The organism is Parvularcula sp. LCG005 (assembly GCF_032930845.1).
Classification (GTDB): domain Bacteria; phylum Pseudomonadota; class Alphaproteobacteria; order Caulobacterales; family Parvularculaceae; genus Parvularcula.
This window is the reverse complement of sequence record NZ_CP136758.1, coordinates 1,355,426-1,381,289: the sequence shown is the minus strand read 5'-3', so window position 1 is coordinate 1,381,289 and position 25,864 is coordinate 1,355,426. Positions and strand designations below refer to the sequence as shown.

Below are 25,864 nucleotides of genomic sequence, written 5' to 3'. Positions count from 1 at the left end.
GCGATCCTCAACTGTCCAGCGACAGCGCGAAGCCATTTTCGCGCCCGTGGCGATGGTCTAGCGGTATTTCCGGCAGAACAGAACCGGTAAACCCTATACACTCCCGTCATAGGGCCAAAACATGGCGGTGTTTATGCCCGGTTTTGCACCGTATCGCTCGACATTCAGTACGGGCGGTATAGGAAAGCGCAAACGACATCTGACAATGAGGAAGGGCCCCTATGGCCGACGCCTATAAAAAGGCCGGAGTGGATATCGACGCCGGCAATCGCCTCGTAAAAGCCATCAGCCCCTTAGCTAAGGCAACCCGCCGGGCGGGTGCGACCGCTGATCTGGGCGGTTTTGGCGGGCTGTTTGACCTCAAGGCTGCCGGGTACGACGATCCCCTTCTCGTTTCAGGGACCGACGGCGTCGGCACTAAACTGATGCTGGCCTTTCAGACAGGGCGCCACGATACGGTCGGTATCGACCTGGTAGCCATGTGCGTAAATGATGTTCTCGCCCAAGGCGCTGAGCCACTGTTTTTCCTTGACTATTTTGCCTGCGGCAAACTCGACGAAGGCGTGGCCGCCAGTGTCATTGGCGGTGTAGCGGAGGGTTGTCGCCGGGCCGGTGCGGCCTTGATTGGCGGCGAGACGGCAGAGATGCCGGGCATGTACGATGACGGACATTATGACCTCGCCGGATTCTGCGTCGGCGCGGTGGACCGCGACAAGGTGCTGCCCAACACTGACGCGATGGTCGAGGGAGACGTCATGATTGGCCTGCCGTCCTCGGGTCCTCACTCCAATGGCTTCTCCCTGATCCGCAAGATTGTCGCCGGCCAGGGGTTGAACTGGGAAGACAAGTCGCCCTTTTCCGACGGGACGCTCGCCGACGCGTTCATGGCGCCGACGGCTATTTATGTGAAAGAACTGCTGCCCCTGTGCAAAGCAGGTTCCATCAAGGGGCTTGCGCATATCACCGGCGGCGGCCTTACCGAGAACGTGCCTCGCGCTCTGCCCGACGATCTGGCCCCGTCCTATGACGACAAGAATCTGGAACTGCCGCCCCTGTTCGACTGGCTGCGCAGCGCTGGCGAACTGTCGATCGAAGATATCCGGCTGACCTTCAACGCAGGGATCGGCATGGTCATCATCGTGGCCCAGGACGTGGCCGACAGCATTCTTGATAGCCTGCCCGAAGGGCGCGTCATCGGCACCTTGGTCAAAAAATGAGCACGGCAATAGCCACGGCGGTCCTGATCTCAGGCAGCGGCACGAACCTGCAGGCGTTGATCGATGCCCGCAATGCAGATCCAGCTTTTCCCGCCGACCTCCAGCTCGTGATTTCCAATCGGGCTGATGCCGCAGGCCTGGCGCGCGCAGAGCGGGCCGGGATCAGAACGCTGGTTATTCCCCATCGCGACTATGCCAGCCGCGAAGAGTTTGATGCCGCAATTGACGAGGCGCTGGAGGAGGCAGGCATTGAATTTGTCTGCCTCGCGGGCTTCATGCGAATCCTGACGCAAACCTTCATGGCGAAATGGCGGGAGCGGATGCTGAATATCCACCCGTCCCTTTTGCCCGCCTTCACGGGCAATCGCGCCCATGAACAGGTCCTTGCCTCGACCGCCACGCTATCGGGCTGTACGGTCCATGCAGTGACGGAAGAGCTCGATGGCGGGCCAATCGTCGGTCAGGTGGCGGTCCCTCGACATTCAGCGGACACGCTGGACAGTCTTTCTGCACGGGTTCGGCAGGCGGAACATCTTCTCTACCCGGCAGCCGTACGCGTCTTTCTCACTGGCGACCAAACTGGGGCAGATGCGCTGACCGTCCCGTCCGACATGCTGATGAGCTTCAATACCCGCACCCGTTACCGACGCTAGGAACACATGATGGCAGAACAGAACCGGCGTTTGACGTTTACGGGCGCAACGGGCGCGGAACTTGCGGCACGTCTTGACCTGCCTAAGGGCCCGATCAAGGCCTACGCCCTGTTCGCTCACTGCTTCACCTGTTCCAAGGATTTTATCGCTGCACGGACGGTCTCGGCAGCGCTGACCGACAGCGGCATTGCCGTGCTGCGGTTTGATTTCACGGGCTTGGGCGCATCGGGCGGCGAATTTTCGTCGACCAACTTCTCGATGAATATTGCCGATCTCTGCAGTGCGGCCGCTTTCATGCGCGACCGCTACGACGCGCCATCCCTACTTGTCGGCCATTCCCTGGGTGGCGCTGCGGTCATCGCGGTTGCCCACATGATCCCAGAGGTCAAGGCCGTTGCAACCATTGCGGCCCCCGCGGATGTTCACCACGTCAAAAATCAGTTTGCCGATCATCTGGACAAGATCCAGACTGAGGGGACCGCAGAGGTGAGCCTTGCCGGGCGGCCGTTCCGCATCGACAAGCAGTTTATCGATGATCTCGAACAACATTCGATACTCGAATGCGCCGCGGATCTGCACCGCGCGTTCCTTATCATGCATTCACCGACAGATGAAACAGTCGGTATAGAGAACGCCTCCCGCCTGTTTGTCGCGGCGAAACACCCCAAGAGCTTCGTGTCACTCGACAACGCAGATCACCTCGTCACCAATCCCGTTGATGCGACCTATGCGGCGCAGGTGATCGCGGCGTGGGCGGAGCGTTATCTGAACATCGATGCTGCTGCCCGTCCGCCAGCTCTGACGGAAAAGAAGGTGCATGTTTCCGAGACCGGACAGGGGCGATACCAGAATCTCATTCAAACAGGTCCCCATCGCCTGATCGCCGATGAACCGTTGGCACTTGGCGGGTTGGGCAGCGGCCCCTCCCCCTATGACCTTTTATGTGCTGCCCTTGGCGCCTGCACCACGATGACGATCCGGATGTATGCGGAGCGCAAGAAAATTCCGCTCGACCATCTCTCGTGCGTTGTCGACCACGAAAAGTCACACGAACAGGACGCCGAATTGGTCACAAACGAAACTGCGATGAAACCGGACGTCTTTACGCGAAAAATTACGATTTCCGGTGATTTTGACGACAAAACCCGCGATCGAATATTTGAAATTGCCGGCCGTTGTCCGGTACACCGCACATTGGAAACTGGTGCGACAGTCATCACAGAGAGGCAAGACCCATGAACAAAACGCCCGCCGATTGCGAGAACATGGAACAGGTTCGCTACGAAATCGACCGGCTGGACGATGCTCTTGTCGATCTGTTGGTCGAACGCTGGGGCTACGTAGACCGTGCCTGGCAGCTGAAGTCTCGCCCCGAAGAAGCCACTGTGCCCTGGCGCATCCAGCAGGTCGTCGACCGTGTTCGCGGACGGGCCGAAGATGGCGGCCTGCCGCCTGGTCTGGTCGAGGCCCTCTGGCGCCAGCTGATCGGCTGGGGCATTCAGTATGAGGAAGAAAAGCTCGGACAGTAATGGCAGACGACAAGACCACCATCGCGCCGGCAATTGCTCAGGCTCTCGCTTTTGCTGAAAAGCACATGCAGTCGGAGCACAAGCTGTTTCGGGACATTCCGATGCGGACCACGTCCGTGGGCGTAGGATCGGTCGCTGTTGAAATCACGCTCCCCGCCGCTTTTGCCGACGATGATGAGACGTTTGGCGGCCTATATACGATATTGTTGGACACGATCCTCGCCGTTGGTGCGTGGACGCGAATGGATGCGTTCGCGCCACTGTCCACAATCAATCTGAAGACGGACTTCTTCTCCCCCGCCACGACTGGCAATGTTGTTCTGTGTGAGGCTGAATGTGACGGCATCATAGACAATGTAGCGGTCTGCAGCGGACGGATGACACGAGACGGTCAATTGGCGGCGAAAGCGCAAGGCACGTTCCTTGTCAGTCGACCAGACGGTTCGGCGACGGGATCAAGGCTATGACAAAGATTGATCTGCTCTCCCCCGGTGAAGATACGCTTGAGCGAATCCTTGACTGGCGTGACCGCACCGCCATTGGCGGATGGCTCGCCTTCGACGCTGCGGTAAAAGATGGCCGCCACTTTTATACCCTTCGGCGTGCTGAACATCACGTGGGCAATGAGATGACCCGGTCACTGCATGGCGGTGTGATCTCAAGCTTCCTGCAGGCCTGCGCCGTCAACGAAATTCGGTCACGACTGGACCCGGGATCCACTGCCCGCGCGATCAGTGTCCATTGCAATTACCTCAGACCGGCGGCCGATGAGGACATGTTTGCTCATGTCGACATCATTCGGCACGGACGTCGCATTTCATTTGTCGAAGCGACGAGCTGGCAGGCGGATCAGGACAAACCCATCGGTCGGGCCGCTGTCGCCCTTCGCATCATGCCAACGCCTACGGACGACGCGTAAAGACCGCGACTGTTTCGATGTGCGGTGAGTACAGGAACTGGTCGATCAGCATCAGAGATGAAAGCGCATAATGTTCGCTGAGAAGGCCCGCATCACGCGCTAGCGTGTCTGGATTACACGACACAGCGACGACGACAGGGACGCCTGAGCGCGCCACCAGGGCGGATTGCGCGGCGGCACCAGCCCGGGGCGGGTCCATGATCACGGCGTCGTATCCTGACAACTCATCAGAAGACAATGGATCGTCAAACAGGTCGCGCGTGACGGTCGTGATCGTCCGCCCCGCCTGGCGGGCCGCTCTGTCCAAGGCAGCGGTTGCTGCGCCCGCGCAGTCCACTGCCGCAATCTGGGAATCCTCTGGCAGGGCCGCGGCGAATGTTCCGATGCCGCAGAACAGATCCGCGACATGGGTCCGGCCACGAAGCGCGGCGACGACGCGGTCCTGCATGACCCGTTCACCTTCGCGTGTTGCCTGCAGAAACACACCCGGCGGGAGGCCCACGGTCAGTGTGCCCAGGCGCAATACGGGCGCCGCGCCGCCGGCGATCGGCATGCCGCCTACGGACAGGCGCGCCAGTCCGAAATCCTGAGCGAACGCCGCCAGCGCCTCACGCTGGATCAGGGTCAGCCGCTCTTCGTCCACATTGACAAAATCCGCATCAACGCCGGTATCCGAAAGGGTCAGAAAAAGGTCGGTCTCACGGCAATCTTCGGGGAGCAGTTGCGACGCCATGGCGCGGATCGCAAGCGCTGGCCGGAGGAGATCCGGGTGCAATACAGTACACATATCAATATTGACAACGTCGTGGGACCGGCGGCGTCGAAAACCGAGCTGCCATTGGAGACCGCGCCGTTTCAGGTGCAGTTTGGCGCGGCGGCGGCTCGATGGCGGTGCTTGGAACGTTTCGATCGGCGGCAGGTCATCCAATGTACGGTGCAGGGCACGTGTCAGTCGTTCAACCTTGAAACCAAGCGAGCCCTCTGCCCCCAGGTGCTGCAGATGGCAGCCGCCACAACCATCACCAGGCAGTCCAAAGTGCTTGCAGGCAGGCGCCACACGGGCCGCCGCATCATTGAACCGCTCAGCGGGGATCGCTTCCTTACCATGCAGATCAACGAGGACGGTCTCACCCGGCAGTGTCATGGGCACGGCGATATCACCGGCCAGACCATCACCACTGGCCCCCAATCGGTTCACGGTCAGATTGATCCGTTCACGTGATGATTTTTTTCTGGCCGCCGGCCTACCGCGTTTACGGGCCATCGTAGATCGCTCCGACCAGAAATTCGTGGTTGCCGTCACCGCCCTGAATGGGGCTGTCAGTGGTCCCCAAGACACGCCACCCTTGTTCGGATAACCAGGGGACGATTGTTTCAAGCATCCGCCGATGCTGATCTTCAAGCGGCATCGTGACAAGACCGCCCTTCCCCAGATGATCCGGGCCCAGCTCAAATTGTGGTTTGACAAGTGTCACTAGCTTGGCACCGTCAGAGCAGAGCGACAGGGCGAAGGGTAGCGCCTTCATGATACTGATGAAACTGACGTCGCAGACGACAAGTTCAATCGGCTCAGGAACAAGCGCGGATGACAGTGCCTTGGCGTGGGTTCTCTCAAGATTGATGACGCGAGGATCAGCCGCAATGCTCTCGTCCAACTGCCCATGGCCCACATCAACGGCATAAACGCGGCGTGCCCCACGGCGGAGCAGAACCTCCGTGAACCCGCCCGTAGACGCCCCGAGATCAAGACAGATGGAGCGCGCCGGGTCGACGCCAAAGGCATCCAGCCCGCGCTCCAGTTTCAGCGCACCGCGCGAGACATAGTCGTGGGTATCACCATCGCAGACGATTTTGTCATCAGGATTGAGAGACTGTCCCGGCTTGCTGGCGGGCGCGCCGTTCACCGTCACGAGCCCGGCCCTGATTGCGGCTTTCGCCCGCTCACGGCTACGGATCAGTCCGGTCTCCACGAGATAGGCATCAAGGCGCATACCCCATCCTCAGGGTTCAGGCGCGACTATCAGCACTGGCGACCGCAACACCGAAGAGTTGCGCCGCCGCATTGGCGATATGTTCGGCCATCAGCTCAGCCTCACCGTACATCTCAGCGGGCGTGCCATGATCCTGATAGATATCGGGAAGCGTCAGGGTACGAACCTTCATACCATTGTCCAGAAGACCGTCGCGCGACAGGAAATGCAGGACAAAGGCGCCAAAGCCGCCCACCGACCCTTCTTCCACCGTGATCAGCACCTCATGATTAGTCGCGAGGCGCCGGATAAGATCCTCATCAAGCGGTTTGGCGAAACGGGCATCCGCGACGGTCGTCGACAGTCCGCGCGCGGACAGCATATCAGCGGCTTTCAGGGTCTCGCCCAGACGTGTGCCGTAGGACAACAGCGCAACAGACGTCCCCTCGCGGAGGATCCGGCCTTTGCCAATCTCCAAGAATTTCGGCGTATCTGGCATGTCAACGCCGAGCCCCTCACCCCGCGGAAAACGGAAAGCGATGGGGAGTTCGTCGTAAAGCGCCGCCGTGTGCGTCATATGCACAAGCTCGGCCTCATCGCCGGCAGCCATCAGCACGATACCGGGCAGACAGCCAAGATAGGCGGTGTCAAACGCCCCCGCATGGGTCGCGCCATCCGCACCGACCAGGCCAGCACGGTCGAGCGCAAAGCGCACGGGCAGACCCTGCAAAGCGACGTCGTGTACGACTGAATCATAACCACGTTGCAGGAACGTGGAATAGATGGCGCAGAACGGCACCATTCCCTCCGCCGCCAGACCGGCAGCGAAGGTCACTGCATGCTGTTCGGCGATACCCACATCGAATGTGCGGTGCGGAAAGGCTTCCATGAATTTGTCGAGGCCCGTCCCCGCAGGCATGGCGGCCGTGATGCCGACAATCCGCTCATCGCGCACGCCTTCCTTGACCAACTGGTCCGCGAAGACGGACGTATAGCTGGGCGCGTTGGTCTTGGATTTATGCTGCTTGCCGGACACGACGTCGAATTTCGACACGCCATGATACTTGTCTGACGCGGTTTCGGCCGGCGCATAGCCTTTGCCCTTCTGCGTCACGACGTGCACGAGGACGGGGCCGTCCTTCAGCTCACGGACATTCTCGAGAACCGGTACGAGGTGGTCGAGATTGTGACCATCAATCGGGCCGACATAATAGAAGCCAAGTTCCTCAAACAGCGTCCCGCCGGTGACCATGCCGCGGGTGTATTCTTCCATCTTGGCCGCGCCTTTGTAGAACCGGTTCGGCAGGTTCTTGGCCAGCTGCTTAGCAAGATTTCTGAAGCCATGATATTTGTCTGATGACGCGGCCCGCGCCAGATAGGCGCTCATAGCCCCGACCGGCGGCGCGATCGACATGTCGTTATCGTTCAGAATGACGGTCAGCTGTTTGCCCCGGTCACCGGCATTGTTCATCGCCTCATAGGCCATGCCGGCAGACATCGATCCGTCACCGATAACGGCGACGATCCGGTTGTCTTCTTCTTTCAGGTCCCGCGCCACGGCCATGCCGAGGGCAGCGGAAATGGACGTGGCCGCGTGGGCCGCGCCGAAGGGATCGTACTCGCTTTCAGAGCGCTTGGTGAACCCGGACAAACCGTCCTTTTGACGCAGGGTGCGGATACGATCACGGCGCCCGGTCAGAATCTTGTGGGGATAGCACTGGTGCCCGACATCCCAGATGAGCTTGTCTTTCGGGGTGTCGAAAACATAGTGCAACGCTGTCGTCAGTTCGACGACACCCAGCCCGGCACCCAGATGGCCACCGGTGACGGACACGGCGTCAATCACCTCCGCGCGCAGTTCCTCCGCCAGGCGGGGCAAGTCAGATCGTTTGAGCTTCCGCAGGTCATCTGGCGTCGAAATCTGGTTCAGCAGCGGCGTGTCGGTCGCCATGGGCGCGTTTTCCCTTGTCTTTGAAGCCACTATGTTTCCTTGTGCGATAAGAAAGCAAGAGGCAGCGTCTCTATACGGGACAGGTTACGGCCCATCTCCGCTGTCATTGCGGCAATTTTCAGTCGAAACTGGCCGCTTCAGCCTGCGGCTTCCCGTCGGCATCAAGAACGATCTTCTCGATCTTTTCCCGAGCCGATTTCAGCGTGGTTTCGCAATGCTTTTTCAAAGCGGCGCCACGTTCATAAAGGGCGATCGACTTTTCCAGCTCCACATCGCCCGCCTCAAGCTTGCTGATGATCTGTTCCAGCTCAGCCAAGGCCGCTTCGAAGGACAAAGTGCTGATATCATTCATGACGGCTTCCTCTCACCCATATCGGTGACGGCTTCGAGATCAGGCGCGACCCGGCGATAGGAGCGCCATGACCAGTAATCATTATCGCCCACATGGCATTCGCGTCCCCAGCCCCGCTTGCGCAAATGTCCATCCAGCATCCAGTTCACATAACCATGGGCACAAAGGAGAATATGGTCACCCCGTTCGGCATGCTCGATCAACCGATCGGCAATTTGCCGCACCCGGCGCCAGGCACCCCGATGGGTCTCAACGCCCTTGGGTGACAGGCCCACAAACCAGAAGATACGCGAAATGACACCCCAGGTCGTCGGAGACAGTTTCAGAAACGGAACTGGCGGCGGCGGCAGCGGGGCCTCAACGAACATGGCGTCCTGCGGCACATGCCGGGCATGATCGACAATCTTGGCGGCCGTCTCAATCGCGCGAGGCAGGGTCGAGCTCAATACCACATGACAGTCGCCCGCAGCTTCAACCAAAGAGCCCGGGGGCTCTTCACCGGGTGCGAGGCCGCTCAAATCGTAGTTCGCCCACCACGCGCCATATTCCTTGGCGGTGATACGCACACTGCGATCCACATTCGGCCTACCATGCCGCGCTGTGATGATCCTACCGGTCATAGCGGTCGCGTCTAGCGGGGTCCGTCCAAGCTGGCGAGCGTTTTCACGTGCGCAGCCACAGAAGTTTGCAAGGCGGAAAGATCATAGCCGCCCTCCAGAACCGAGACGACACGACCCTCACAGCAATCGCGCGCAATCTGCATGATCTGGCCGGTAAACCAGGCAAAATCAGCTTCGAGCAGCTCAAGACCGCCCAGTGGATCGGCGGCATGGGCATCGAAGCCGGCGGAAATGACGATCACATCGGGTCGGAACTCGCTCAGCGCTGGAAGCAGATCATTGCCCCAGGCAAGGCGGAAGGCCGAAGACCCCTCACCGGTCGCCAGCGGCGCGTTGTGAATCTGTTCAAAAGCGCCCTTCTCGTCTGCTCGTCCCGTCCCCGGGTATTGCGGCCATTCATGGCTCGACGCGAAGAAGGCGTCTTCGTCATCAAAGAAGATGTCCTGCGTCCCGTTGCCGTGGTGCACGTCAAAATCAACCACAGCGATTCGTCTCGCCCCATGGACCGCGCGTGCATGGCGGGCAGCAATCGCCGCATTATTGAAAACGCAAAACCCCATCGCCTGATCCGGCACCGTATGATGCCCCGGTGGACGCGCCGCGACGAAGGCGTTGTCTGCCCTCCCCGCGAAAACTGCATCAATCGCGGCAACCGCACCGCCAGCACCGCGCAAAGCGGCGTCCAGACTGTGGGGACCCATGAACGTGTCCGCGTCGAGCTGCACCATGCCTTCGGTCGGAGCCAGCCGGAAAATGTCGTCCACATAGCGCTCACCATGGGCACGAAGCAGCGCGGTGCGATCGGCTTTCGGGGCCAGTTCACGCGTCAGATGCGCAAACTCAGGCGATGACAGGGCGCGGTCCACAGCGGTGTAACGCGCCTGCTGTTCGGCATGACCCGGCGGCACCTCATGAGCGCCGAAGACATCATGGTCGAAAAGCAGGGTCCGCATTATTTGCCCAGTTCCTTGGCCCGGTCATAGGCTGCGCGCACGGCCCGTTTGGCGAGTGGGCGCAGACCATCCGTATCATCCCAGACAGACAAGGCCGCCGCTGTCGTACCGCCCGGCGATGTCACCGCCTTGCGCAGTTCGGCTGCCGTCCGGCCATCCTGCGCCAGATGCGCCGCAGAGCCTGTCACCGTCATCTCGGCCAGTTTGCGGGCGTCTTCCGGCGAAGCACCCTCGGCCAGCGCCGCTTCTTCAAGCGCTTCGGCGAACAGGAACACATAAGCGGGGCCGCAGCCTGAAATACCCATCAGACGATCAAGCTGGTCCTCATCCTTGGCCCAGACCGTATCGCCGGCGCCCTTGAACAGCATGTCAGCGTCATCGCGTTGCTCGCTCGTCACGCCCGGCCCTTCGGTCAGGATGGTCATTCCCTGGCCGATCGCGGCAGGCAAGTTCGGCATTGTGCGGATGATTTTAGGGGATGACGATTGTGATTTCAGGAGCTTCGTCATGCTGTCGATGGTGACGCCAGCGGCGATCGACATGAAGACCGTCTTTTCAATGCCCGGCCATTTCAACGTGGGCAGAATATCGCCAAACATCTGCGGCTTGATCGCCAGCACGCAATAATCATAGCCTTCGCCGTCGTCGACCGGATTGACCGGGACGTGGCCATCCTCGCACACCGCGAGAATTTTATCGGACGGGTTCGGATCAACGACAGCGGACCGCTTTGGGTCAACGATGCCGTTGCGGATCCAGGACTCAAGAAGAGCGCCGCCCATATTGCCGGCACCAAGGAGGAGAAGAGAAAGTTTTTTAGCCATGGGACAACAGATAGCGCCCCATGGCCGGTTTGGCTACGTCAGGATCAGAACGCTTTCTGCAGACCCAACGTAGCCGTCCAGTCTGTCTCCAGCTGCGGGCCGTTAAGGTCGCGTTTGACCGGCACCACAAGCTCGGCCCCAAGCCGGTAACCACGGATCGCGCCTTCGGTCCCCAAGAGGTTCATGCCGAACCCAGGGTCAACACCCTCGCCGCCGTGAAAATCGGGGTTGGCGGTCTGAACCGGCGCCCGGATCAAGGCATCATCGCCGTCAATACTGTCCTTTGTCCACGCGATGCTGCGCAGGGAAAACGACACTCGCGGATCAGGCGACCAAGCCCCCCACGCCGTCAACTCATGCCGATCGCCCAGCGTGTAGCCCGCATCATTCTCGTCTAGACGGACAATGCCGGAATATTGCACGCCCCCGCCGAAGCGGGCGTCATGGGTCTTGTTCGTCAATGTCAGCGAGGGTTTGAGGTCATAGGTACCTGACCCCAATTGCATCGGATACGGGAGACGAAGGTCCGCCTGCATGTTCATGGGCGTGAGGACGGCATCTGTCTGCTCAATCGATCCGGTTGGAAGCGACAGGCCCAATCCACCGTGGACCTTCAGGTGCTCCTTCTCGAACAGGCTCACCAGCGCGGTGACCGAGACGTCGCCGAAGCCTTCAGCGCTCGTTGAGAAGGTGCCCAACAAATTTGAACCCATCATGCCCTGATAGGTCAGGTGGTCCATCTCCTGAGACGTATAATTGACCATGGCCATCAGGGTGACGCGATCGGATGGGGCATACATGGCCCCGAGCATATGCATGGTCATGCTCATTTCTTCAGGGACCACCCGCAGATAGGGCGGCATGCCGAACGGGTTTTCGACGCCCGTCACGATCTCGGTGGGGCTGACGTGGCTTTCGCCAACCCGGTTTCCTTCCATCTGCATCTGCATCAGGCGATAGGAGAACATCCACTCGCCTTTCTTGTGGGTGTGGTCGCCCATCACCCCGATAGGCGCATGATCGAGAGCGGCGGAAATGGTGTCGGCGTAAGCAGCGGACAGGAGAACGGGGGCAGCCACGCAGGCTGCGAGCAAATGATGTCGCATGAATACCTCTTGGAAAGTGCAACGTGAACGGAGGGTGGTGTCAGTTCAGTGCGAAAGAGGGGGGCCCCGGCCCAAGGCTGCCAGTCGGTAACGATGGAATGAAAGCTGGGCGGTGACAGAAAACCATTCGGTGACGAACGGGCCTGCACTCTGAATGTCTTGAAGGGTAGGCAATACGGCCGCACAGGGCGGCGCAAGACAGATAGGACAATCGGTCCCCGTCGGCGGCGCGTCATCCTCACCGCCGGACGGCTGGCACAGACCGGCAAGGTTCAGGACCGCGCGCTGGACCGGATCGTCACTCGCCGCCACATGGGCGGAAAAGCCGCCCGGCATGATCGGCATCGACGCCTGGGCAACGACACGAGCAACAGCGCCATGATCGTCAAAGGCCCGAACAACCGCCGCCATGCCGCTGAACTGATTGAACGCCCTGATCCCATGCGCCGTCGTTTAGAGAGATCATTGTGAAAGGGAAGCTATTTCAGGCGCTGCCGGCCACTTCACAGATCGCCGCCTCGAGAGCCTCGGATGCGGTTTTCTCGCCCCAGACGACGTAATTGAACGCCGGATAGAACCGCTCGAACGCGTCTAGCGCTGCGCGGAGCACAATGTCTGCCTGACCGTCCTCCATGCCCTGACCTTCGGGCAGAACGGCACCGTTGCGATAGACGACATTCCGCTCATGCTCGATCAGGTCAAAATGACCAAGCCACAGCCGCTCATTCACCGCCACAATCAGCCGCAGAACCTCGAGCTCGCGCGCGGCTGGCACGCGCATTTCGAGCGGCGCTGCAATCTGCAGCACCTGGGCCTCAGCCCGCCAGGACACCCAGATACCGACATCGCGCCAGGACCCGGTCAGGTTGATGTGCAACTCATTCTCGTCGACCCGTTGCGTGTCCATATCGGCGCGGCGCGCCATGATCTCGAGCGTGTCGAGGGGATCGGAAAAGACAGTCTCGTCCGTCGTGACAGTCGTATCCATAACATCTCCAACGCAGCGGCGAAGACGCCGCAAAGCGTCTGTAAGTATGGCGTCGCCCTAAACTGACTCGGCAGCGAAGCGATGCGCCCATTCAACATAAAATTTGGTCGGCCAATTATGGGGCCGCATTTGAGGCCTGAAGAATCAGGCGCCCTCGCCCTTCAGCGCGGCGATCTCGGCCTTCAAGGCCTCAATCTCAGCCAACGCCTTCGTCGCCATGTCCCGGACCGCTTCGAATTCTTCGCGCGGTACCAGATCCTGATCCGCCATGAAGCGCTGCAGCTGACTGTGCATGACCGTCTCTGCCTCGCGGCGCACACCGTCGGCCATGCCAGCCGCTTCGGTCATTGCTTTGGCGATGCCGTCGAAAAGGGGATTGGTGCTTTGCATGGCGACTGCTCCTTCGGCGAAGCCGGGTTGTCCCATTGCCCTTCCGGCAAGTAAAGCCGCGACCACAGGACAGGGGTGATATTATCCAGTCAGAGCATGTAGGCGCAGCGCAGCAAATGCGAAAGAGGCGCTTGCGAGATTGGTCGCACGGTCTCATGTGTCACCCAACCTGATACAGAGTCGGACAGAACATGCGCGCCCTTTTTATCATCGATCCGTTGGACAGCCTGAAACCGTACAAAGACACCAGTCTTGACCTCATGGCGGAGGCGCAAGGACGCGGGTACGACGTCGCATTCTGCGAATACACCGACATTCATGCCGGCTCTGAAGGCGTGCTAGGCACGGTGCAGCTGATCGAATTCGTCAAAGACATTCACACTGCCATGACAATGACGCCGGATCTCTATCGCCTGGAGGGACCGGAGATCGAGGATCTGTCGGATTTCGATGTCATCTTCATCCGCAAGGATCCGCCGTTCGATCAGGCCTATCTGTCCCTGACCCTTTTGCTGGAGCCGCTTGAAGGCGACGTCCTGTTCGTCAACTCACCGTCGGGTGTGCGGGCCATCTCTGAAAAACTCAGTGCCCTGCGTTTCCCGGATTTTATCCCGGAGACGCTCGTTTCCTATGAGCCGGAAGTGTTGCGCGCCTTTGCCGGCGATCACGACAAGGTCGTGCTCAAGCCCTGCTATTATGGCAGCGGCAAGGGCGTGGTCGTGTCGAGTGCGGATGATCCGGATTTCGAAACGCATGTGAACAACATCCTGCAGCTTGAGCCCTTTGGCCCCGTGATCGCCCAAGGCTTCCTGCCGGAAGTCGCGGATGGCGATGCGCGGGTCATGATGCTCGATGGGGATTTCGTGGGTGCCGTTGGTCGCAAACCGCCGGAAGGCGATTTCCGCGCGAATATTGCTGTCGGCGGGACCGAGTTTCATGTGGACCTGACCCCGCGCCAGGAGGAAATCGCCGCCGAAATTGGCGACTATCTTCGCCAGAACGGCATCCTCTATGCAGGCCTGGATTTCATCGGTGACAAGCTGATCGAGATCAATGTGACCTCCCCCACGCTGATCAAGGAATTGCGCAAGGTTGGCGGCCCGGACGTCTCGGCCATGATCTGGGATCTGCTCGAAGAAATGGCCTGAATTTCGAAGCAATAATTTTCTTTTTCGTCCTGAAATTCTGGCATAGGGTCTTGGAAAACAGGGGCGAAAAAGATGCGGATTTCACTGGTTCTTGTGGCCTGTCTGTGGCCGACGATATCCGTTGCAGCAGAGACACCCGAATACCTACTAGCCTATAAGGCGTATGACCAAGCGTTGCAGGAGGGGGATAAGCAAGCGGCTATATTACAGTCAAAGCGCGCCTTCAGACTTGGTCAGAATGTTGAGAACATAGATAAAACCACGCTCTTTTTGTTGGCGCAAAACTATATTGATTTGACTCTTTGGACTCCAACCCAAGACACGGTGGATGCGATAAAGCTTTGCCTGAACCTCGATGAAGACGGGTTCAATAGTGGGGATTACAGCCGTTTAGAACTAGAGCTGATGGCGGCATTCACGAATAGTAAGCTCAATCCAAAGCAAAAATTTGGTCCTCTGCAAAAGGCTATTGAAGAGGCGATAGCTGCAGGGGTAGACGAAAAGTCGCTCATTATTATCATCGCAAAACTGCAAGTTGTCGAAACCATGTTGGCCCGTGGCGACAATGATGCAGCGTACGATTACATAACCCCCCTATATAATTTGTTCAGGTCCACGGAGAATGTTGATCGGTCTCTTATGGCGCAAACGGCAATGCTTCGTGCTGTCAGCATGCTGAGTGACATCGAGCATTCACCGTACTCAAACCATCCGTTTTCCGTCTCCGACGCTTACGTTGAGAAAATCAAAGACGGGATAATCATTCTGACGAATGCGCTATCGCTTTATGATAAGCCCGCGCCCACTCCAGATGAAATTGACCCAATGCCACTGGCTCTCACCATGTGGTATTCAATCGCGAGAACGTATGTGGGGTCTTTCGAAATAGAAGCGATGCAAGATCGTGAATTTGAAGGCCTGAGAAATCCGGCTGATCTACCCGAACTCTACCAGTTCTGGCCGCAGGAATGTTCAGACAAGGTTGTATGGAACCGCGAGCCGCCACGTATACCGTCAGTTGCCCTGCGCAAGGCTTATAATGGTGTCGCTTTCATCAGCTATGGATTTGATCAACAGGGCCGTGCCAAGGATGTTCGCTTGATCAGTGAGCTCCCTCAGAAAAAATTTGGTCAATACGCTATAGAGGCAGCAGAGGGGTGGTCCATCAATGCCGATCAGCTGCCAAAAGATTGCCTGACCTATCGCGCTGGAACAATCGTGATGTCCACTATCTCAGACTGGTAGTGATACGTCCGATTTCCGAAACGCACCAAACCATTCCCCTTCGCTGCCACTCGCGCTAAGGCGGCCTCGAACAACGTCAGACGCGTGAGTGCCGATGCCCTATCCCGATATCGATCCGGTCCTTCTCAGCCTTGGACCGCTCCAGATACGTTGGTACGCCCTCGCCTATATCGCCGGTATTCTTGCGGGCTGGTGGTATCTCATCCGGCTTCTGAAACAGCCTGAGCTCTGGACACCGAAAGGCGCGGGTCCGGGCGCTCTGCCGCTAACCAAGGCGCAGCTGGACGATGTCATTTTCTACGTCACACTCGGGATCATTCTGGGCGGACGCTTAGGCTTCGTGTTCTTCTATCGGCCCGAACTACTTGCCGTGCCCTTTGGCGAGTGGGACAAATTGCTGGGATTCCTGCCCGTACCGCCTGCCCTTGCCATTTGGCAGGGCGGCATGTCCTTCCATGGCGGCCTGATCGGTGTGGCCGTCTCCACGTTCTACTTTGCGCGCAAATACAAGCTGAACCCCGTCGGTATTGGCGATCTTTTCGCCTGCGCTGCGCCGATCGGTCTGTTCTTTGGCCGCATCGCCAATTTCATCAATGCAGAGCTCTACGGTCGCCCCAGCGATGTGCCTTGGGCCGTGCGTTTCCCCGAGTATTACGACCGCCTCTCTGGAGAATGGATTTATGCAGCAGATGCCGTGCCCCGGCACCCAAGCCAGCTTTATGAAGCCGGCCTTGAGGGTCTGATCCTGTTCGGTGTCCTGTGGTACGCGGTCCATCGGCTGCGCGTCCTGCAGTACAAGGGCGCGGCCATCGGGATCTTTCTGGCTGGGTATGGCCTGTCGCGGTTTATCGTCGAGTTTTTCCGCGAACCCGATGATTATAAATATGCCGGACCACTGGGTTTCCTGACCCGCGGCATGATGCTGTCCGTGCCCATGATCGTCCTTGGCCTGTGGTTTGCATGGCATGTCAGCCGCAAGAAACAGCAGGCTGCATGAGCGAAAACAGGTCCCCGTCGCCCCCGCCCCCCAGTCCGCTGGAAGCGCGCCTCCTCGACCTGATTGCCGAGAATGGACCGATCAGCGTTGCGGACTTCATGGCCGATGCCCTGATCCATCCGCAGCACGGCTATTACGTCACCCAGGACCCGTTCGGTGCCGATGGGGACTTCACGACTGCCCCAGAGATCAGCCAGATTTTCGGCGAACTCGTCGGTGCGTGGCTTGTGCAGGCATGGCAGGACATGGGCGCGCCGTCCTATTTCCAGCTGGTAGAACTGGGCCCCGGTCGCGGCACGCTGATGGCGGACATTCTCAGGGTCGGCAAGCTCCGGCCCGCCTTCCTGTCCGCGGCCCGCATCTTCATGGTGGAGGCCGGTGGCCGGCAACGGATGCGCCAGCAGCGCAAGCTCCAGGGGCTGCATAACGCCATCCAGTGGGTTGATGCGCTGGAGGATGTGCCGCTGGCCCCGACACTCATTGTCGCGAACGAATTCTTTGACTGCCTGCCTGTCCGCCAGTTTGTCCGCATTGCAGAGAAAAGCGAGAAACCATGGCGCGAGCGCATGGTCGGCCGGACCAGCGACGGTGACGATGCTCGGCTCGCTTATTGTCTGTCCGCCAAGCCTCTGGCACCCCTGAGCACGATGCCGTCCGGCGCCAAGCCCGAGGATATTTTTGAGGACTGCCCCATGGCGCGGGAGATGATCGAAGATATTGCGGGCCGGTTCCAGGAGCATAAAGGCCGCGCGCTCATCATCGACTATGGCCACGGCCGGTCGGCCTATGGCGACACCTTGCAGGCGGTCCGCCGACACGACCACTGGCACCCTCTGAGCCAGCCTGGTCTAGCAGACATCACGGCGCATGTGGATTTCGGCGCTCTGGCCCGGACGGCAAGGCACGCCGATGTCCGCGTAGACGGCCCCGTGCAGCAGGGCGATTTTCTGGAACGCCTTGGCCTGATCGCCCGGCTTGAGCAGCTCCTCGCTGCCGTCCAGGACGAGCAGTCGCGGACGCAACTTGTTGCCGGTACCGGGCGTTTGATGGAGAGAGATGCCACGGGCATGGGCGCCCTTTTCAAGGTCTTGGCCCTGTCTTCCCCCGACCTTACCGAACCCCCTGGATTTTCATGACCCTCTCTCCCCTTCGCGCTGGCCAACTGGCCGATCAGCCCCACGGCTTTTTTGGCAGATCGGGCGGCGTCAGTGAGCGGCCATTCGCCGGCCTCAACACCGGTCCGGGCTCAGGGGATGATCCAGCTGCCGTTGAAGAGAACCGGCGTCTCGTCGCCGCCGATCTTGGCACTGATCGGATCAGCACCGGTCATCAGATTCACTCCGCCATCGCTCGGTATGTTGACGCGCCGGTCGGCGATCACAGACCGCAAGGCGATGGACTGGTCACCGATCGCCCTGGTCTGGCCATTGGCGTGTTGACTGCAGATTGTGTGCCGGTCCTTTTTTCGGGTCACGATGTCATTGGTGCCGCCCATGCGGGTTGGCGCGGCAGTCTGTACGGCATTCTGGAAGCGACCGTTGATCTGATGGCGGAGGTGGGCGCACCGCCCCAGACCATCCGCTGTGCGATCGGCCCATCGCTGAGAGCCCCGGCTTTCGAAGTGGGCGACGATCTCAAGCATGAGGTCGAAACCATCTTCGCGGACGCTGGACACTATTTTGAACCGCGTGAGGAAGCCGGCAAATGGACATTCGACCACATTGGCTTTGTCCGTTGCCGCCTTGAATCAGTGGGGATCCTGCCGCGTCATATTGAAGACGTGGGGGGCTGCACCCTCAGCGAACCCGACCGCTTTTTCAGCTATCGACATGCCCGCCAAAATGGACAGTCCGGTTACGGGCGCAATCTTTCGGCGATCATGCTCAAAGCGTCTTGAACGCCCTTCCCCTTTTCTTCAGATGAGCCTCAGCGCACCAGATACTTCGAGGATAACGGAATGAAACTTCTCGCCGGCAACGCCAACCAGGATTTGGCAGCCGCCATTGCCAAACGCCTCGACACTCATGTGGCCAATGCGATGGTGCATCGCTTTTCGGATTCGGAAGTGCGCGTCGAGATCAACGAGAATGTGCGCGGTGAGGACGTCTTCGTCATCCAGTCGACCTCGTGCCCAGCCAATGAAACGCTGATGGAGCTGCTGATCATGATCGACGCCCTGTCCCGGGCATCGGCGAGCAGGATCACGGCGGTCATTCCCTATTTCGGCTATGCCCGACAGGATCGCAAAGTCGGCCCACGCACACCCATCACTGCCAAACTGGTCGCGAACCTCATCACGACGGCGGGCGCTGACCGCGTTCTGACGATCGACCTGCACGCCGGGCAGGTACAGGGCTTTTTCGATATCCCGACGGACAACCTTTATGCCGTCAAGGAAATGGAAAAGCACATCCGCGCGGCTCATGCCGGGCAGATGGACAAGATTCTGGTCGTCTCTCCGGATACGGGCGGCGTGGTTCGGGCGCGATCACTGTCGAAACGTCTGGAGAACTCCGACCTCGCCATCGTCGACAAGCGTCGTCCCGAACCGGGCAAGGCCGAGGTCATGAATATCATCGGTAACGTCGCTGGCCGTCACTGCATCCTCTTCGACGATATCGTGGATTCCGGCGGTACGCTTGTGCAGGCGGCGACGGCGCTGAAAAAAGAAGGCGCCACCAGCGTTTCGGCCTATGTGACCCACGCGGTCTTGAGCGGCGATGCCGTGGCCCGCATCGAGAATGCCGAGGATCTTGATCGTCTTGTCGTCACCGACACGATTGGCAATCTTGATCAACGCGTCGGCGCCAAGCGGATCGAGACTGTCAGCGTTGACCGCCTGATTGGCGAGGCTATTCGCCGGATCGCCAATGAAGAAAGCATCTCCTCGCTGTTCGACTGAGGATATCGTCATGGCTAAATTTGCTCTTCGCCTTTGCACCGCGGTCCTCTTCGCGCTCGGTGTTGTGGCGGCAGAGGAATGCCAGACGGCGCCGAAGATTGGCCAGTTTGATCCGTCAACCGACAATTTTATCGCCCAGTTCGACAGCAAGACTGATGTCGATGATCTGTATTCCGTCGCTGCGACAGCGACAATCCTGCGATCACCGGGTTTTGAATGCGTCGACTATCTCGCCGTTGCTGGCACCTACGGCATACAGGACGGCGAATACGCCCCTGCACCAGCGCTCTTCACTCTGGCCTTCGGCCAATCATGGGCGAATGCCCATGATAACCGGGAAAGCGCCGTCGCCATGATCGCGGCCAAGATGGGCTATATTCTTGATCAGGGCGGTGATGTCTGGATCATGGAAGCAGGGCAAAGTGATTTTTCAAGGGACGCACTTCTGGCCACCCTCGCTCAGGACGCGACTTTCGATACTCATCGTGTTCACATCGTCCAGCACAGCGACTGGAACGAGCAGATGACATCGCCAGACGCTCTTGAATGGGTAAAGGCGCATACAGATTATATCCGCATTCCTGACGGCAATGCCGTTGGGAACGGCAGCCCAGGGTTCAATACGAGCAACGCGGAGCTGTGGAATCCTCTCATTGACGATCCGAAGCTGAACCCGCTCTGGTCAGATGCACGGCGCATCGCTGAGAAATGGAACGGCGTCGGCTATAATAATCCGACCGTCGCGGCGGGCGGCCTTGATTTTTCCGACACCGTCGAGGCCGCCTATATTTTCGGGCTTGACGATCTGCAGACGGCGGACGATTTCATCGCTCGATTTGCCGGCAAGTAAAAAGCCGGGGCGATGACCCCGGCTTTGATGTTATTCGCTTAGCTTTGCCTTGATCGCAGCAATCGCGTCATCGGCCTTGTCCGCGTCCGGTCCGCCGCCATGGGCCTGATCAGGCTTTCCGCCGCCGCCCTTGCCGCCCAGCACCTCAACGGCAATTTTCACGAGATCCGGCGCCGTGAAGCTGTCGAGTGCGGCAGGGCCGACTCCGACCGAAACACTGGCCTTGCCATCGTTCGTCGCAATAAACGCGGCAACGGCATTGTCGTTCGCCTTGATGGCGTCTGCCAACAGACCGCGAAGCTCCTTGGCCGGAATACCGTCGATGACCTGTCCCGTGAAGACCACATTGCCAATGGTCTCAGCCGCCGGCTTTGACCCGCCGCCCATGGCCACCTTTTTCTTGGCCGCCAACAGCTCTTTCTCAAGGCGCTTGCGTTCCTCGCTGAGGGCCTCGATCCGCTCGGGCAGTTTCTCAATGCTGACTTTCAGGCTTGACGCAGCATTGGCCGCGACCGCCGCTTGACCTTTCAGATAATCAAGAGCGCCCTCGCCTGTCGTGGCTTCGATACGCCGGATGCCTGACGCAACCGCGCCTTCGGAGGTGACGACAAACAGACCAATATCACCCGCGCGGGAGACGTGCGTCCCGCCGCACAGTTCCATCGAATAGGGCCGGCGGGCATCGTCGAAATCATCGCCGAGGCGCAACACGCGGACCTCGTCTTCGTACTTCTCACCAAACAGTGCCATGGCGCCCGCTTCGATCGCGTCATCATATGGCATGACGGCAATAACACCGTCCTTGTTCTGACGAATGACACGGTTCACTTCATTCTCTACGACATTCAGTTCATCACGGCTGACGCCCTGATTATGCGAAAAGTCGAAGCGGAAGTTGTCGGGGCCAACGAAACTGCCTTTTTGGGTCACGTGATCGCCAAGATGGCGGCGAAGCGCGGCATGCAGAAGGTGGGTGGCAGAGTGATTGCGTTTGATCCGGGCACGGCGCTCCGAATCCACCGCAAGAGTCACGGCCTGTCCGACCTTCAGTGTGCCCTCGTCAATGTGGGCATGGTGCACGTGCAGCTTTCCAGCGCCTTTTTTGGTGTCCTTGATTGTCAGGCGCGCCCCGTCTTCGGTGAAGGCGGTACCGGCATCACCGGACTGACCGCCCGATTCGCCGTAGAACGGCGTCTGGTTGGTGACAAACTGGATGTCCTGGCCCGCCTTGGCTTCCGTCACCGGTTCGCCGTCCACAACTATCGCAGTGACCTGACCGTCAGCCGTTTCGTGGACATAGCCGATAAATTCGGTCGGTGCTGTATCGGACAGGACGTCAAACCAGATCTTGTCCGTCGAGGCGTCGCCAGAGCCGGACCACGCGGCCCGTGCCATTTCCTTCTGGTGCTTCATGGCGTCGTCAAAGCCGGCCTGATCAACTTTATAACCTTCGCGACGCAGCGCATCCTCGGTCAGGTCGAGCGGGAAACCATAGGTGTCGTAGAGTTTGAAGGCAGCCTCGCCAGGCAATGTGCCGCCATCGGCCAGCTTGGCGGTTTCGCTGCTCAATAGTTTCAGGCCGCGATCGAGAAGGCCTGCAAAACGTTCCTCTTCCACGCGCAACGTATCCGTGATCAGGCTCTGTGCACGGACGAGCTCTGGGAACGCACCGCCCATTTCCTTGACCAGGGTCGGCACCATTTTTGCCAGCAACGGATCTGTCGCGCCAAGGCCATGAGCGTAGCGCATCGCCCGCCGCATGATCCGGCGCAGAACATAGCCCCGCCCCTCGTTGGATGGCGTCACCCCATCGGCGATCAGGAATGACGACGCGCGCAGATGGTCGGCAATGACCCGGTGGGCCGGCAGGTCATCGCCCGCCGCCTTGCGGCCGGTCAGCTCGACCGATGCATTGATGATCGTCTTGAACAGATCGGTGTCGTAATTGTTGTGAATGCCCTGAAGGACTGTCGCGATACGCTCCAGCCCCATGCCGGTGTCGATCGACGGCTTGGGCAACGGCAATTGTTCCCCATCGGCCTGCTGATCAAACTGCATGAAGACGAGGTTCCAGATTTCGATAAACCGGTCACCATCTTCCTCAGGGCTGCCGGGAGGACCACCCCAAATGGACGGACCATGGTCGTAGAAAATCTCTGAACACGGACCGCATGGCCCCGTGTCGCCCATGGACCAGAAGTTGTCGCTGGTCGGGATGCGGATGATGCGATCATCACCAAGGCCAGCGATCTTCTTCCAAAGCTCAGCCGCCTCGTCATCGGTGTGATAGACCGTCACCAGGAGCTTTTCTGGTGCCAGACCAAAATCGCGCGTCAGCAGATCCCAGGCATTCTTGATCGCCTGCTCTTTGAAATAATCGCCGAAGGAGAAATTCCCCAGCATTTCAAAGAAAGTGTGGTGGCGCGCCGTATAGCCAACATTGTCGAGGTCATTGTGTTTACCGCCGGCGCGGACGCATTTCTGAGACGACGTTGCGCGGTCATAGGGCCGCTTTTCCGCGCCAGTGAACACGTTCTTGAAGGGCACCATCCCTGCATTCACGAACAGAAGCGTGGGATCGTTCTGAGGCACGAGCGGCGCTGATGGCACGATCTCGTGATCGCGACCCTTGAAGAAATCGAGAAAGCCCTGGCGGATGTCATTGACCGAAGTAATCATAGGCAACGCATAATCGGCGCCGGGCTGCCGCGCAATCTCTACCGTAATTCTGGATCCCATGGACCGGCGATTTCAGCGCGCTACATGCTGATTTCAGCCAAGACGAGCAATGCGATGCGCCTGCCTCTCCTCATTTGCCCCCTATTCGGGCTGACAGCCTGCATGAACCAGCCGGATTACCGCGCGGAGACGGCACCGCCAGAGACCGTGCAGAATGTCGATTTGAACCGGTATGCCGGACTGTGGTACGAAATTGCCCGCTACCCCAACAGTTTCGAGGACAAGGACGACTACACCTGCGTTGGCGTGACCGCCGAATACGCATTGCGCGATGATGGACGCATCAGTGTCACCAATACATGCCGCAAGGACACCCTTGATGGGGCGATCGACGTGGCCGAGGGGGTCGCGCGATCTGTCAGCGACAGCAACAGCAAGCTGAAGGTGAAGTTCGCCCCCGAATGGGTGCCTTTTGCCTCGGGCGATTACTGGATCCTCGATCTGATGGACGATTATTCTGCCGTTCTGGTGGGCGATCCCGATGGCAAATATCTCTGGATCCTGTCGCGGACCCCAGACTTGCCAATGGCAAGCCGTGACAGGCTTCTGCGCACCGCTCAGGAGAAGGGATATGCGACCTCGCCGCTGAAATGGGTTCCGCAGTCGAACACGTCCGAATAACGGACCCCTGCGACGTTTCGTGCGTTGTCTTCGCACACAGCTAGAACGGAGATCAGCATGCCAGAGGTCGATAAATCCAGTGAACGCGTCGATGAGAAGCGCGGGCCCAAGGATGCGCCTGATCATATGCCTGGCGAGCAGAAGCCGTACGAGAACGAGGATGCGTTCGGTGGCGGGCCACGCGGCTATTCAGCCGATGAAGAGCGCTACGAAAACGAAAAAGAAAAATATGACGGTGAGGGCAATGCCCCCAAGAACGACGACTGATCAGTCGTCTGAAGCAACGAGACTTTTTAGCGCTTCGCTGTAAACATAGTCGACTGCCGTCGCCATCAGGTGGAGGTCACTGACCATACTGCCCGAGGCACGGTAGACGAAATTGACCCGCGTGCCTTCGCCTTCCGGCGTCAGTGTGATTGTCCAGGCGGTCTCTACGGCCATGTCCTGCAACGGTCCGAACGGTGCCGTCAGTCGGAGTTCTTCTCCCCGTTTGAAATAGATCACCTCGCCATGGGCGGCGGCACCCTCTTTCCATTTCTCCTTCCACAGGCCGCCAGCCCGCAGTACCAGAGACAGGTTTCGCGCATCGCCTGAATAGGTGTGATCGCCGCTCCACCAGCGCGACGGTTTGATCAGCTTTTTCCACAATTCGTCCGGCGCCAGTTCTGAAACGTCGCTCAGGACGAGCTCCATATGATCCGGCGATGCAGAGACGACTTCTGCAGATGCGATTCCGCCACTGGCCGCAGCGCAGACTGCTCCGATCAGGATTTTTCGCATGATTGTGCCCTTCGTCTCCGCTTTGGCGTCCCTTCTACACTCATCATTGCAAAGAGGGTTAATCCAAGTTAACATTTAACCCAGGGATGACGGAGTGGGGCGATGAAAGTGGCACATGGGCTGTTGGCCTTGCTTGTAGGACGCAGTGTTTCAGGCGGCGGCGCCCGCCTGTGGTGGATTGTGCTCCTGCTCGGCGGATATATCGCCGGCGCTAAGCTTGGTATTCCTGACCCGTTTGCGGGCATCGTCGACAGCTCACTCGAACAGATCAGCAATGTGATCGGCAATCTGCTGCCTGGCGACGAATCTTAAGCCTCTGCCGCGGCCGGAATAATCGTCACGCTTTCACCACAACCACACGCATCGGTCTGGTTAGGATTGTTGAAGACGAATTTCGACACCAGCTTCTCAGTCACGTAATCAATCTCCGTGCCCAGAAGAAACAGGATCGCCTTTGGATCGATCAGGATCTTGATCCCGTTATCCTCAACAACCTCGTCCAGGGGCGCGGCTTCCTGCGCATAGTCCATGGTGTATTCCATGCCTGCGCAGCCGCCATTTTTCACCCCGATCTTGACGCCAATGAACCCAGCTTCAGCCTGCGCCATGATTTCGCTCATGCGGTCGGCGGCGCGGTCCGTCAGCGTAACGACTTTTGGTCGTGCTCGTGCCATTACATCCATCCCAATTCCAGTTTTGCCTCATCAGACATCCGGTCCGCCGTCCAGGGCGGATCAAATGTCATGGAGACCTCGCAGTGCTTGATCCCGTCAACGCGTTTGACGGCCATCTCGACCCAACCGGGCATCTCCCCAGCGACGGGGCAGCCCGGCGCCGTAAGTGTCATCTCGATTTTGACTGTGTCCGGCGCCTCGTAGTCCACCTTGTAGACGAGCCCCAGCTCGTAAATATCGACGGGGATCTCAGGATCATAGACGGTCTTCAGCGCATCGACGATCTTGGTCGTGATGTCATCCAGCGCATCCGCTTCCGCGGTCAGATCGGGGACAGGTTGCGACGGGGGAGACTTGGCGGTCGTTTTACCGCCCAGGTCGATCATGTCGCGCCCGCCCGTCTCCGGGTCATATGTGGTGTCTGTATCGGTCATAA

Annotated in this window: 31 protein-coding genes; 16 read left to right on the top strand and 15 right to left on the bottom strand. The window is 59.2% G+C overall.

The features are described from left to right. The first annotated feature begins 221 nt into the window (after positions 1-221). Genes purM through RUI03_RS06500 form a run of 6 tightly spaced genes read left to right on the top strand, consistent with a single transcriptional unit; the run spans position 222 to position 4,318 of the window. A complete protein-coding gene (gene purM / locus RUI03_RS06525; RefSeq protein ID WP_317289479.1) occupies positions 222-1,217 on the top strand; it encodes a phosphoribosylformylglycinamidine cyclo-ligase in 996 nt (331 codons plus the stop codon). Further along, on the top strand, positions 1,214-1,870 hold the full coding sequence (gene purN / locus RUI03_RS06520) for a phosphoribosylglycinamide formyltransferase (RefSeq protein WP_317289478.1): 657 nt from the start codon (positions 1,214-1,216) through the stop codon (positions 1,868-1,870). The genes purM and purN overlap by 4 nt, the downstream gene beginning before the upstream one ends. 6 nt (positions 1,871-1,876) lie before the next feature. Beyond that, on the top strand, positions 1,877-3,109 hold the full coding sequence (locus RUI03_RS06515) for an alpha/beta fold hydrolase (protein WP_317289477.1): 1,233 nt from the start codon (positions 1,877-1,879) through the stop codon (positions 3,107-3,109). Then, positions 3,106-3,399: a chorismate mutase gene (locus RUI03_RS06510; protein WP_317289476.1), complete on the top strand. Its 294-nt coding sequence runs from the start codon at positions 3,106-3,108 to the stop codon at positions 3,397-3,399. The genes RUI03_RS06515 and RUI03_RS06510 overlap by 4 nt, the downstream gene beginning before the upstream one ends. Beyond that, positions 3,399-3,866: a PaaI family thioesterase gene (locus RUI03_RS06505; RefSeq protein WP_317289475.1), complete on the top strand. Its 468-nt coding sequence runs from the start codon at positions 3,399-3,401 to the stop codon at positions 3,864-3,866. Before RUI03_RS06510 ends, RUI03_RS06505 begins: the two co-directional genes overlap by 1 nt. Beyond that, positions 3,863-4,318: a PaaI family thioesterase gene (locus RUI03_RS06500; protein WP_317289474.1), complete on the top strand. Its 456-nt coding sequence runs from the start codon at positions 3,863-3,865 to the stop codon at positions 4,316-4,318. The genes RUI03_RS06505 and RUI03_RS06500 overlap by 4 nt, the downstream gene beginning before the upstream one ends. Here the strand turns inward: RUI03_RS06500 and RUI03_RS06495 are convergent. The 11 genes from RUI03_RS06495 to RUI03_RS06445 all read right to left on the bottom strand — a co-directional run bounded on the left by RUI03_RS06495 (position 4,302) and on the right by RUI03_RS06445 (position 13,472). Beyond that, entirely contained in the window at positions 4,302-5,582 is a 1,281-nt protein-coding gene (locus RUI03_RS06495; protein WP_317289473.1) for a hypothetical protein, read from the bottom strand. The genes RUI03_RS06500 and RUI03_RS06495 overlap by 17 nt on opposite strands. Next, positions 5,572-6,309 carry a TlyA family RNA methyltransferase gene (locus RUI03_RS06490; protein WP_317289472.1) on the bottom strand — a complete coding sequence of 246 codons (738 nt, stop codon included), beginning with the start codon at positions 6,307-6,309 and terminating at the stop codon, positions 5,572-5,574. The genes RUI03_RS06495 and RUI03_RS06490 overlap by 11 nt, the downstream gene beginning before the upstream one ends. 16 nt (positions 6,310-6,325) lie before the next feature. Further along, positions 6,326-8,239, bottom strand: a complete 1,914-nt coding sequence (gene dxs, locus RUI03_RS06485; RefSeq protein ID WP_317289471.1) for a 1-deoxy-D-xylulose-5-phosphate synthase — start codon at positions 8,237-8,239, stop codon at positions 6,326-6,328. A gap of 118 nt (positions 8,240-8,357) precedes the next feature. Beyond that, positions 8,358-8,591, bottom strand: coding sequence for an exodeoxyribonuclease VII small subunit (locus RUI03_RS06480; RefSeq protein WP_317289470.1), 234 nt, complete (start codon positions 8,589-8,591; stop codon positions 8,358-8,360). After that, a complete protein-coding gene (locus RUI03_RS06475) occupies positions 8,588-9,211 on the bottom strand; it encodes a hypothetical protein (RefSeq protein WP_317289469.1) in 624 nt (207 codons plus the stop codon). The genes RUI03_RS06480 and RUI03_RS06475 overlap by 4 nt, the downstream gene beginning before the upstream one ends. 11 nt (positions 9,212-9,222) lie before the next feature. Further along, positions 9,223-10,164, bottom strand: coding sequence for a histone deacetylase family protein (locus RUI03_RS06470; RefSeq protein WP_317289468.1), 942 nt, complete (start codon positions 10,162-10,164; stop codon positions 9,223-9,225). Further along, complete coding sequence (proC, locus tag RUI03_RS06465; protein ID WP_317289467.1) at positions 10,164-10,988, bottom strand: pyrroline-5-carboxylate reductase; 825 nt, start codon at positions 10,986-10,988, stop codon at positions 10,164-10,166. The genes RUI03_RS06470 and proC overlap by 1 nt, the downstream gene beginning before the upstream one ends. Before the next feature lie 44 nt (positions 10,989-11,032). Next, entirely contained in the window at positions 11,033-12,094 is a 1,062-nt protein-coding gene (locus RUI03_RS06460) for a hypothetical protein (protein ID WP_317289466.1), read from the bottom strand. A gap of 45 nt (positions 12,095-12,139) precedes the next feature. Further along, positions 12,140-12,505, bottom strand: coding sequence for a hypothetical protein (locus RUI03_RS06455; RefSeq protein ID WP_317289465.1), 366 nt, complete (start codon positions 12,503-12,505; stop codon positions 12,140-12,142). A 73-nt stretch (positions 12,506-12,578) separates the two neighbouring features. Next, positions 12,579-13,082, bottom strand: coding sequence for a YbjN domain-containing protein (locus RUI03_RS06450; protein ID WP_317289464.1), 504 nt, complete (start codon positions 13,080-13,082; stop codon positions 12,579-12,581). Between the two features lie 144 nt (positions 13,083-13,226). Then, positions 13,227-13,472 carry an accessory factor UbiK family protein gene (locus RUI03_RS06445; protein ID WP_317289463.1) on the bottom strand — a complete coding sequence of 82 codons (246 nt, stop codon included), beginning with the start codon at positions 13,470-13,472 and terminating at the stop codon, positions 13,227-13,229. A gap of 191 nt (positions 13,473-13,663) precedes the next feature. On the opposite strand from RUI03_RS06445, the gene gshB reads away from it, so the two are divergent. The 7 genes from gshB to RUI03_RS06410 all read left to right on the top strand — a co-directional run bounded on the left by gshB (position 13,664) and on the right by RUI03_RS06410 (position 20,614). Beyond that, positions 13,664-14,620 carry a glutathione synthase gene (gene gshB, locus RUI03_RS06440; protein ID WP_317289462.1) on the top strand — a complete coding sequence of 319 codons (957 nt, stop codon included), beginning with the start codon at positions 13,664-13,666 and terminating at the stop codon, positions 14,618-14,620. A gap of 72 nt (positions 14,621-14,692) precedes the next feature. Next, positions 14,693-15,865: a hypothetical protein gene (locus RUI03_RS06435; RefSeq protein WP_317289461.1), complete on the top strand. Its 1,173-nt coding sequence runs from the start codon at positions 14,693-14,695 to the stop codon at positions 15,863-15,865. A gap of 94 nt (positions 15,866-15,959) precedes the next feature. Then, complete coding sequence (gene lgt / locus RUI03_RS06430; RefSeq protein ID WP_317289460.1) at positions 15,960-16,862, top strand: prolipoprotein diacylglyceryl transferase; 903 nt, start codon at positions 15,960-15,962, stop codon at positions 16,860-16,862. After that, a complete protein-coding gene (locus tag RUI03_RS06425; protein ID WP_317289459.1) occupies positions 16,859-17,998 on the top strand; it encodes a class I SAM-dependent methyltransferase in 1,140 nt (379 codons plus the stop codon). The genes lgt and RUI03_RS06425 overlap by 4 nt, the downstream gene beginning before the upstream one ends. Next, entirely contained in the window at positions 17,995-18,759 is a 765-nt protein-coding gene (gene pgeF, locus RUI03_RS06420; protein ID WP_317289458.1) for a peptidoglycan editing factor PgeF, read from the top strand. Before RUI03_RS06425 ends, pgeF begins: the two co-directional genes overlap by 4 nt. Before the next feature lie 60 nt (positions 18,760-18,819). Further along, positions 18,820-19,764 (top strand): ribose-phosphate pyrophosphokinase, encoded by a 945-nt coding sequence (locus RUI03_RS06415; RefSeq protein WP_317289457.1) that lies wholly within the window; start codon positions 18,820-18,822, stop codon positions 19,762-19,764. A gap of 10 nt (positions 19,765-19,774) precedes the next feature. After that, the gene (locus RUI03_RS06410) at positions 19,775-20,614 is read left to right on the top strand and encodes a hypothetical protein (RefSeq protein ID WP_317289456.1); all 840 of its coding nucleotides are present in this window, start codon (positions 19,775-19,777) and stop codon (positions 20,612-20,614) included. Positions 20,615-20,644: 30 nt separating this feature from the next. On the opposite strand, the gene alaS is transcribed toward RUI03_RS06410, so the two are convergent. Then, complete coding sequence (alaS, locus tag RUI03_RS06405; RefSeq protein ID WP_410795924.1) at positions 20,645-23,290, bottom strand: alanine--tRNA ligase; 2,646 nt, start codon at positions 23,288-23,290, stop codon at positions 20,645-20,647. A gap of 87 nt (positions 23,291-23,377) precedes the next feature. On the opposite strand from alaS, the gene RUI03_RS06400 reads away from it, so the two are divergent. Both RUI03_RS06400 and RUI03_RS06395 read left to right on the top strand, forming a co-directional pair. Further along, positions 23,378-23,974, top strand: a complete 597-nt coding sequence (locus tag RUI03_RS06400) for a lipocalin family protein (protein ID WP_317289454.1) — start codon at positions 23,378-23,380, stop codon at positions 23,972-23,974. Between the two features lie 57 nt (positions 23,975-24,031). Continuing rightward, on the top strand, positions 24,032-24,241 hold the full coding sequence (locus RUI03_RS06395) for a hypothetical protein (RefSeq protein WP_317289453.1): 210 nt from the start codon (positions 24,032-24,034) through the stop codon (positions 24,239-24,241). On the opposite strand, the gene RUI03_RS06390 is transcribed toward RUI03_RS06395, so the two are convergent. After that, on the bottom strand, positions 24,242-24,754 hold the full coding sequence (locus RUI03_RS06390) for an SRPBCC domain-containing protein (protein ID WP_317289452.1): 513 nt from the start codon (positions 24,752-24,754) through the stop codon (positions 24,242-24,244). Positions 24,755-24,856: 102 nt separating this feature from the next. Between RUI03_RS06390 and RUI03_RS06385 the strand changes: the two genes are divergently transcribed. After that, positions 24,857-25,066, top strand: coding sequence for a hypothetical protein (locus tag RUI03_RS06385; RefSeq protein ID WP_317289451.1), 210 nt, complete (start codon positions 24,857-24,859; stop codon positions 25,064-25,066). On the opposite strand, the gene RUI03_RS06380 is transcribed toward RUI03_RS06385, so the two are convergent. Together RUI03_RS06380 and RUI03_RS06375 are read right to left on the bottom strand one after the other, a co-directional pair. Next, a complete protein-coding gene (locus RUI03_RS06380) occupies positions 25,063-25,428 on the bottom strand; it encodes an iron-sulfur cluster assembly accessory protein (RefSeq protein WP_317289450.1) in 366 nt (121 codons plus the stop codon). The genes RUI03_RS06385 and RUI03_RS06380 overlap by 4 nt on opposite strands. Next, positions 25,428-25,862 carry an SUF system Fe-S cluster assembly protein gene (locus RUI03_RS06375; RefSeq protein WP_317289449.1) on the bottom strand — a complete coding sequence of 145 codons (435 nt, stop codon included), beginning with the start codon at positions 25,860-25,862 and terminating at the stop codon, positions 25,428-25,430. Before RUI03_RS06375 ends, RUI03_RS06380 begins: the two co-directional genes overlap by 1 nt. Between the last annotated feature and the right edge of the window lie 2 nt (positions 25,863-25,864).

Coding starts and splice junctions, on each gene's coding strand:
- RUI03_RS06375 (WP_317289449.1), bottom strand. CDS start 25,862: ATGACCGATACAGACACCACATATGACCCGGAGACGGGCGGGCGCGAC.
- lgt (WP_317289460.1), top strand. CDS start 15,960: ATGCCCTATCCCGATATCGATCCGGTCCTTCTCAGCCTTGGACCGCTC.
- dxs (WP_317289471.1), bottom strand. CDS start 8,239: ATGGCGACCGACACGCCGCTGCTGAACCAGATTTCGACGCCAGATGAC.
- RUI03_RS06470 (WP_317289468.1), bottom strand. CDS start 10,164: ATGCGGACCCTGCTTTTCGACCATGATGTCTTCGGCGCTCATGAGGTG.
- RUI03_RS06450 (WP_317289464.1), bottom strand. CDS start 13,082: ATGGATACGACTGTCACGACGGACGAGACTGTCTTTTCCGATCCCCTC.
- RUI03_RS06515 (WP_317289477.1), top strand. CDS start 1,877: ATGATGGCAGAACAGAACCGGCGTTTGACGTTTACGGGCGCAACGGGC.
- RUI03_RS06435 (WP_317289461.1), top strand. CDS start 14,693: ATGCGGATTTCACTGGTTCTTGTGGCCTGTCTGTGGCCGACGATATCC.
- proC (WP_317289467.1), bottom strand. CDS start 10,988: ATGGCTAAAAAACTTTCTCTTCTCCTCCTTGGTGCCGGCAATATGGGC.
- pgeF (WP_317289458.1), top strand. CDS start 17,995: ATGACCCTCTCTCCCCTTCGCGCTGGCCAACTGGCCGATCAGCCCCAC.
- purN (WP_317289478.1), top strand. CDS start 1,214: ATGAGCACGGCAATAGCCACGGCGGTCCTGATCTCAGGCAGCGGCACG.
- RUI03_RS06390 (WP_317289452.1), bottom strand. CDS start 24,754: ATGCGAAAAATCCTGATCGGAGCAGTCTGCGCTGCGGCCAGTGGCGGA.
- RUI03_RS06445 (WP_317289463.1), bottom strand. CDS start 13,472: ATGCAAAGCACCAATCCCCTTTTCGACGGCATCGCCAAAGCAATGACC.
- purM (WP_317289479.1), top strand. CDS start 222: ATGGCCGACGCCTATAAAAAGGCCGGAGTGGATATCGACGCCGGCAAT.
- RUI03_RS06490 (WP_317289472.1), bottom strand. CDS start 6,309: ATGCGCCTTGATGCCTATCTCGTGGAGACCGGACTGATCCGTAGCCGT.
- RUI03_RS06455 (WP_317289465.1), bottom strand. CDS start 12,505: ATGGCGGCGGTTGTTCGGGCCTTTGACGATCATGGCGCTGTTGCTCGT.
- RUI03_RS06500 (WP_317289474.1), top strand. CDS start 3,863: ATGACAAAGATTGATCTGCTCTCCCCCGGTGAAGATACGCTTGAGCGA.
- RUI03_RS06395 (WP_317289453.1), top strand. CDS start 24,032: ATGCCAGAGGTCGATAAATCCAGTGAACGCGTCGATGAGAAGCGCGGG.
- RUI03_RS06475 (WP_317289469.1), bottom strand. CDS start 9,211: ATGACCGGTAGGATCATCACAGCGCGGCATGGTAGGCCGAATGTGGAT.
- RUI03_RS06510 (WP_317289476.1), top strand. CDS start 3,106: ATGAACAAAACGCCCGCCGATTGCGAGAACATGGAACAGGTTCGCTAC.
- RUI03_RS06385 (WP_317289451.1), top strand. CDS start 24,857: ATGAAAGTGGCACATGGGCTGTTGGCCTTGCTTGTAGGACGCAGTGTT.
- RUI03_RS06495 (WP_317289473.1), bottom strand. CDS start 5,582: ATGGCCCGTAAACGCGGTAGGCCGGCGGCCAGAAAAAAATCATCACGT.
- RUI03_RS06505 (WP_317289475.1), top strand. CDS start 3,399: ATGGCAGACGACAAGACCACCATCGCGCCGGCAATTGCTCAGGCTCTC.
- RUI03_RS06425 (WP_317289459.1), top strand. CDS start 16,859: ATGAGCGAAAACAGGTCCCCGTCGCCCCCGCCCCCCAGTCCGCTGGAA.
- RUI03_RS06400 (WP_317289454.1), top strand. CDS start 23,378: ATGCTGATTTCAGCCAAGACGAGCAATGCGATGCGCCTGCCTCTCCTC.
- RUI03_RS06480 (WP_317289470.1), bottom strand. CDS start 8,591: ATGAATGATATCAGCACTTTGTCCTTCGAAGCGGCCTTGGCTGAGCTG.
- RUI03_RS06410 (WP_317289456.1), top strand. CDS start 19,775: ATGGCTAAATTTGCTCTTCGCCTTTGCACCGCGGTCCTCTTCGCGCTC.
- RUI03_RS06460 (WP_317289466.1), bottom strand. CDS start 12,094: ATGCGACATCATTTGCTCGCAGCCTGCGTGGCTGCCCCCGTTCTCCTG.
- RUI03_RS06415 (WP_317289457.1), top strand. CDS start 18,820: ATGAAACTTCTCGCCGGCAACGCCAACCAGGATTTGGCAGCCGCCATT.
- gshB (WP_317289462.1), top strand. CDS start 13,664: ATGCGCGCCCTTTTTATCATCGATCCGTTGGACAGCCTGAAACCGTAC.
- RUI03_RS06380 (WP_317289450.1), bottom strand. CDS start 25,428: ATGGCACGAGCACGACCAAAAGTCGTTACGCTGACGGACCGCGCCGCC.